Origin of the sequence: Kitasatospora sp. NPDC059747 (assembly GCF_042732955.1) — a bacterium.
Classification (GTDB): domain Bacteria; phylum Actinomycetota; class Actinomycetes; order Streptomycetales; family Streptomycetaceae; genus Kitasatospora.
In genome coordinates, this window is sequence record NZ_JBHWGV010000002.1 from 130,791 (window position 1) to 136,055 (window position 5,265).

Below are 5,265 nucleotides of genomic sequence, written 5' to 3' on the forward strand. Positions count from 1 at the left end.
ACACGGGGCGCCCCCCGGGCCCCCCCGTCGCGCGCCCCCGCGGCCCGCGGGGCGCCGCCTCCCCGGGGGCGGCCGCCGCCGGCGCGCGGCCGGGCCCCCCGCGCCCCCCCCCGCCTCTCGGGCGTTCAAGGGGTGGCTCAGGCAGCGCCCTTGGCGGCTTCCTTCAGCTTGGAGCCGGCGCTCACCTTGGCGCTGTAGCCCGCGGCGATCTGGATCGGCTCGCCGGTCTGCGGGTTGCGCGCGGTGCGGGCAGCGCGGTGGGTGCGCTCGAAGGTCAGGAAACCGGGGATGGTGACCTTCTCGTCGCCCTTGGCGACGACCTCGCCGACGATCTCGGCGAAGGCGGCCAGAACGGCGTCGGCGTCCTTGCGGGTCACCTCGGCGCGCTCGGACAGCGCGGCCACCAGCTCACTGCGGTTCATGTGTACTCCTGTGGTCTGTTCGCTTGCGGTGTGCGGGGGCCCATCGGTGCTCCCACCGGGGGGCACCCGGATGGGCCGCAGGTCCGCACACAGTGCTCGTGCAGGCAATGCGTGGTCGCAGGCCGGGTCCGCACCCGATGCCGCGCGCCGGAGCCTTCGAAGGCCCGCCCGCCTGCCTGGATACGAATCCTGCCCCGACCGGCCCCGAGAAAGCCAATCGGGCCCCGGCCGAGCCACCCGAACATCGCCCTCCCGTCGGAGGTGTGACGCTCCGTCGGCTCCGGCGGACCGGGAGCGGGCGGCGGTCGGGACGACACGCCGGAAGACCAGGGGGACGTTCCGTACTTGTCGGACACGCCTGCCCCGTGCAGGGCTACCGTACGCCCTAGGCACGACAAGCCCAAACACGCCCCTCGCCCTTGTGTCGCAAGGGTTCGGGGCGGACTTGGGCGAGTACGGGCGCTATTCGGTCATTTGACCGATCCGCGGCACCGCCGCGGGCTCCCCCGTCAGAGCTTGACGGTGGGGAAGGAAGCCGTGTCGAGGGTGCCGACGATGCCCGGGGTGGGACGGGCCGGAACGGGCTCGCCCTGAGCCCCCGCCAGGGCCGCCTCGCGCACCGCGGAGGCCACCGTCTTGGCGACGTCCTTGTGGAAGACGCTCGGGATGATGTAGTTCGCGTTCAGCTCGTCGTCGCCGACGGTGGTGGCCAGCGCCCGGGCGGCGGCGATCATCATCTCGGTGTTCACGGTGCGGCTCTGGGCGTCCAGCAGGCCGCGGAAGACGCCCGGGAAGACCAGCACGTTGTTGATCTGGTTCGGGAAGTCGCTGCGGCCGGTGGCCACCACGGCGGCGGTCTGACGGGCGATCGCCGGGTCGACCTCCGGGTCCGGGTTGGCCAGCGCGAAGACGATCGCGTTCTCGGCCATGGTGGCCAGGTCGTCGCCGTCCAGGACGTTCGGGGCCGACACGCCGATGAAGACGTCCGCGCCCGCCACGGCCTCCTTGAGGCTGCCGGTGCGGCCCGAGCGGTTGGTGTGCTCGGCGATCCAGCGCAGGCTGTCGTTGAGGTCGTCACGGCCCTGGTGGACCACGCCGCGCACGTCGGCGACGGTGGCGTGCTCGACGCCGGCGGCCAGCAGCAGCTTGAGGATCGCGGTGCCGGCGGCGCCGGCGCCCGACATCACCACGCGGATGTCGGCGATGTCCTTGCCGACCACCTTCAGCGCGTTGGTGAGGGCGGCGAGCACCACGATCGCCGTGCCGTGCTGGTCGTCGTGGAAGACCGGGATGTCCAGGGCCTCGCGCAGCCGGGCCTCGATCTCGAAGCAGCGCGGCGCGGAGATGTCCTCCAGGTTGATGCCGGCGAAGCCCGGGGCGATCGCCTTGACGATGGCCACGATCTCGTCGGTGTCCTGGGTGTCCAGGCAGATCGGCCAGGCGTCGATGCCGGCGAAGCGCTTGAACAGGGCCGCCTTGCCCTCCATGACCGGCAGCGCGGCCGCCGGGCCGATGTTGCCCAGGCCCAGCACCGCCGAGCCGTCGGTGACGACGGCGACGCTGTTGCGCTTGATGGTGAGGCGGCGGGCGTCCTCGGGGTTCTCGGCGATCGCCATGCACACGCGGGCCACGCCCGGGGTGTAGATCATGGAGAGGTCGTCACGGTTGCGGATCGGCAGCTTGGACGACATCTCGATCTTGCCACCGAGGTGCATCAGGAACGTGCGGTCCGACACCTTGCCGATCGACACGCCGTCGATCGCCCGCAGCTTCTCGACGATCTCCTCGCCGTGGGCCACCGAGGAGGCGGCCACCGTCACGTCGATCCGCAGCGCCTCCAGGCCGGAGGCGGTGACGTCGAGGCCGGTGACCGATCCGCCGGAGGACTCGACCGCCGTGGTGATCGCGCTGACCGCGTTGCTCTGGGCCGGGACTTCGAGCCGCACCGTGATCGAGTTGGAGACACTTGGCACCGTCGCCATCGACGCTTCCTTCTTCCATCCATCGGCAGGTTCAACATTTTGTTGAAGGCATCACCTGCGCATGCTAGACCTCGATCGTCGCACCTACCAGGGCGTAGCCAGAAATAACGTTCATTGAGTGTGCGGACCCCACAAGCGGGCCCCCGGACGGGCGGCGGGCCGACGGCGGGCGGGCGACAACAGGGCCCGCGACTTCTTGCCTCTCCGGGCCGATGCGTTACATTGGACGGGACACCGGCTCGATCCAAGCCCCCGGGCCCAACCTTCGTCCCTCAGAGGGACCACTTGCCGCGAGGCGAGCATGGCGGGTCGGTGTCGTAAACGTCTGAAGGCCCCTCACCATCCGGTGAGGGGCCTTCTTCGTGGCCGCGGACCCGCCGTCAGCCGCGCGTCAGCCGTGCAGCAGCGCGGGCACGCCGGCCGAGTCCGGCAGGTCGTCCGGACCGGACAGCACGGTCAGCCGCTGGGTCGCGCGGGTGAGCGCCACGTAGAGCACCCGCAGGCCCGCCTCGGACTCGCCGGCGATCCCGGTCGGGTCGGCCACCACCGTCGCGTCGTACTCCAGGCCCTTCGCCTCCAGGCTGCCCAGCGCCACCACGCGCTCGCCCAGGCCCTCGGCCCAGCCGGCCGCCTCGGCCCGGCGGTCCATCGGCACCACGATCGCGACGGTGCCGTCCACCTCGGACAGCAGGCGCTCCAGCTCGGCCTTGGCCGCCGCGCCGAAGGCCTCCGGCGACGGGTCGGTGACGGCCGCGAAGCGCGGCTCCACCCCGACGTGGCGCACCGCGCGCGGCGACGGCGTGCCCGGCGCGGCGAGCGCCAGCACCTTGGCCGCCACCTCGGCGATCTCGGCCGGGTTGCGGTAGTTGACGGTCAGCGTGAACCGGCGGCGCTGCTTGCCCGCGAGCACCTCGTCCAGCGCGGCCTGCGCCTCCTGCGGGAACGGCCAGGAGGACTGGGCCGGGTCCCCGACGATCGTCCAGGTCGCCATCCGGGCCCGGCGGCCGATCAACCGCCACTGCATCGGGGTGAGGTCCTGCGCCTCGTCCACGATCACGTGCGCGTACTCCGTGCGCTCCACCGGCTGGCGGTCGCGCTGGCGGGCGCTGCGGTCGGCGAAGGTGGTGACCTCCTCCAGGCCGGTCAGCAGGTCCACCGCGTCCACCTCGCGGACCTTCCGCCGGGCCGGCTCGCCGAGCAGCACCTGGAGCTCGTCCACCAGCGCGACGTCGTGCGCCGACAGCGCGCCCTCGCCGGCCGCCGACAGGTGCCGCCAGGAGCCCGCCAGCAGCCTCGCCTCGTCCGGGGTGACGGCGCGGCGGGCGATCCGGTTGGTGTGGCGCGCGTGCTTGAGCGTGCCGAGCACCTTGCGCGGGGACAGCGCCGGCCACCAGGCGTCCAGGAAGTCCAGGAACGACGCCTCGTCCGAGACGTACTCGTCGAAGGACTCCTTCTCCTCCTGGCGCTGCTCGCGGGCGTAGTGGTCGGTGGGCCTCGGCAGGTGCCGGGTGGCCTCCTGCCACAGGGCGTCCAGCAGCAGCCGGCGGGCGCGCGGGCGCAGCAGGTTCAGCGGCGTGCCGCCCGAGCCCACCACGTTGCCGCGGACGGCCTTCAGCCGGCCGGCGTCGAGCTTCAGCACCTCGCCGCGGGCGACCACCTTGAGCTCCTGCGGCGCGCCCAGCTCCAGCGCCGCGCGGGCGGCCCGGCGCAGCAGCTGCACCATGCGGCCCGAGCCCTTGACCCGGGCGGCCTCGGGGCTGTCGTAGGTGCCCGCCTCGATGCCGTCCACCAGCGAGCCGACCGCGCGGATCGCGACCTGGCCCTCCTCGCCGAGCGAGGGCAGCACGCCCTCGGTGTAGGAGACCAGCAGCGGGGTCGGCGAGACGACCAGGATGCCCCCGGCGTAGCGGCGGCGGTCCTGGTAGAGCAGGTACGCGGCGCGGTGCAGGGCGACGGCGGTCTTGCCGGTGCCCGGGCCGCCGGTGACGAGCGTGGCACCGCCGGCGGCGGCGCGGATGACCTCGTCCTGCTCCTTCTGGATGGACGAGACGATGTCGCGCATCGAGTGGCTGCGGGCGCGGCCGAGCGAGGCCATCAGCGCGCCGTCGCCGACGACCGCCAGCTCCTCGCCGCCCAGGGTGGGGGTGAGGTCGGGGCGCAGCAGGTCGTCCTCGACGCCGATCACCTTGCGGCCCTTGGAGCGGATCACCCGGCGGCGGATCACCCGGCCCGGCTCGACCGGGGTGGCGCGGTAGAACGGCGCGGCGGCGGGCGCCCGCCAGTCGATCACCAGTGGGCCGTACTCGGCGTCCAGGACGCCGAGCCGGCCGATGTGCAGGGTCTCGGCCACCGCGGGGTCGGCCGGGTCGAGCGGCGTGTCGGAGGGGATGCCGTGCTCCTCCGGGGCGTCGGCCCGCTGGAGGTCGATCCGGCCGAACAGGAAGTCCTCGAACTCGTTGTTGAGCCGCTGGAGGTGCGCACCGGCCCGGTAGACCTGGGCGTCGCGCTCGGCGAGCGCGCCGGGCGTGCCGACCTGGACCCGCTTGGCGGCGTCCTCCAGGATGTACTCGGCCTCGGCGAGCTTCTCCTCGAGCCGGTGGTAGACGGTGTCGAGGTGCTGCTGCTCACCGGCGATCTCGCGCTCGCGCACGGTCTCGTGGTCGGTGGCGGGGGTGGTGTCCGTGTTGCTCTGCATGGCCTCGGTGGTTGCGACGGAATCCGGCTCCGGAAAACGAGCGGACGGATGATCCTACGCCTCGGTCGGGGGAAACGTGTAGGGGGGCGCCCCCCCCGCGGGGGGGGGCGGGGGAGCGTGTTATAATTGTGTGGGTGTGTTGTGGGGCGGAAACACCCGGGCGAGG

3 protein-coding genes are annotated in these 5,265 nt (G+C 73.0%); all 3 read right to left on the bottom strand.

Going from position 1 to position 5,265, the window contains the following annotated elements; all coding sequences use genetic code 11:
* Positions 1 to 137: 137 nt before the first annotated feature.
* Positions 138 to 422, bottom strand: coding sequence for an HU family DNA-binding protein (locus ACFV4G_RS01720; RefSeq protein ID WP_030242980.1), 285 nt, complete (start codon positions 420 to 422; stop codon positions 138 to 140).
* Between the two features lie 509 nt (positions 423 to 931).
* Positions 932 to 2,404, bottom strand: coding sequence for an NAD-dependent malic enzyme (locus ACFV4G_RS01725; protein WP_329929185.1), 1,473 nt, complete (start codon positions 2,402 to 2,404; stop codon positions 932 to 934).
* A 391-nt stretch (positions 2,405 to 2,795) separates the two neighbouring features.
* Positions 2,796 to 5,099: a HelD family protein gene (locus tag ACFV4G_RS01730; protein WP_380435421.1), complete on the bottom strand. Its 2,304-nt coding sequence runs from the start codon at positions 5,097 to 5,099 to the stop codon at positions 2,796 to 2,798.
* Positions 5,100 to 5,265: the final 166 nt, after the last annotated feature.

Bases quoted from the DNA above. Each gene is read 5' to 3' on its own strand.
- ACFV4G_RS01730 (WP_380435421.1), bottom strand. From the start codon at position 5,099: ATGCAGAGCAACACGGACACCACCCCCGCCACCGACCACGAGACCGTG.
- ACFV4G_RS01725 (WP_329929185.1), bottom strand. From the start codon at position 2,404: ATGGCGACGGTGCCAAGTGTCTCCAACTCGATCACGGTGCGGCTCGAA.
- ACFV4G_RS01720 (WP_030242980.1), bottom strand. From the start codon at position 422: ATGAACCGCAGTGAGCTGGTGGCCGCGCTGTCCGAGCGCGCCGAGGTG.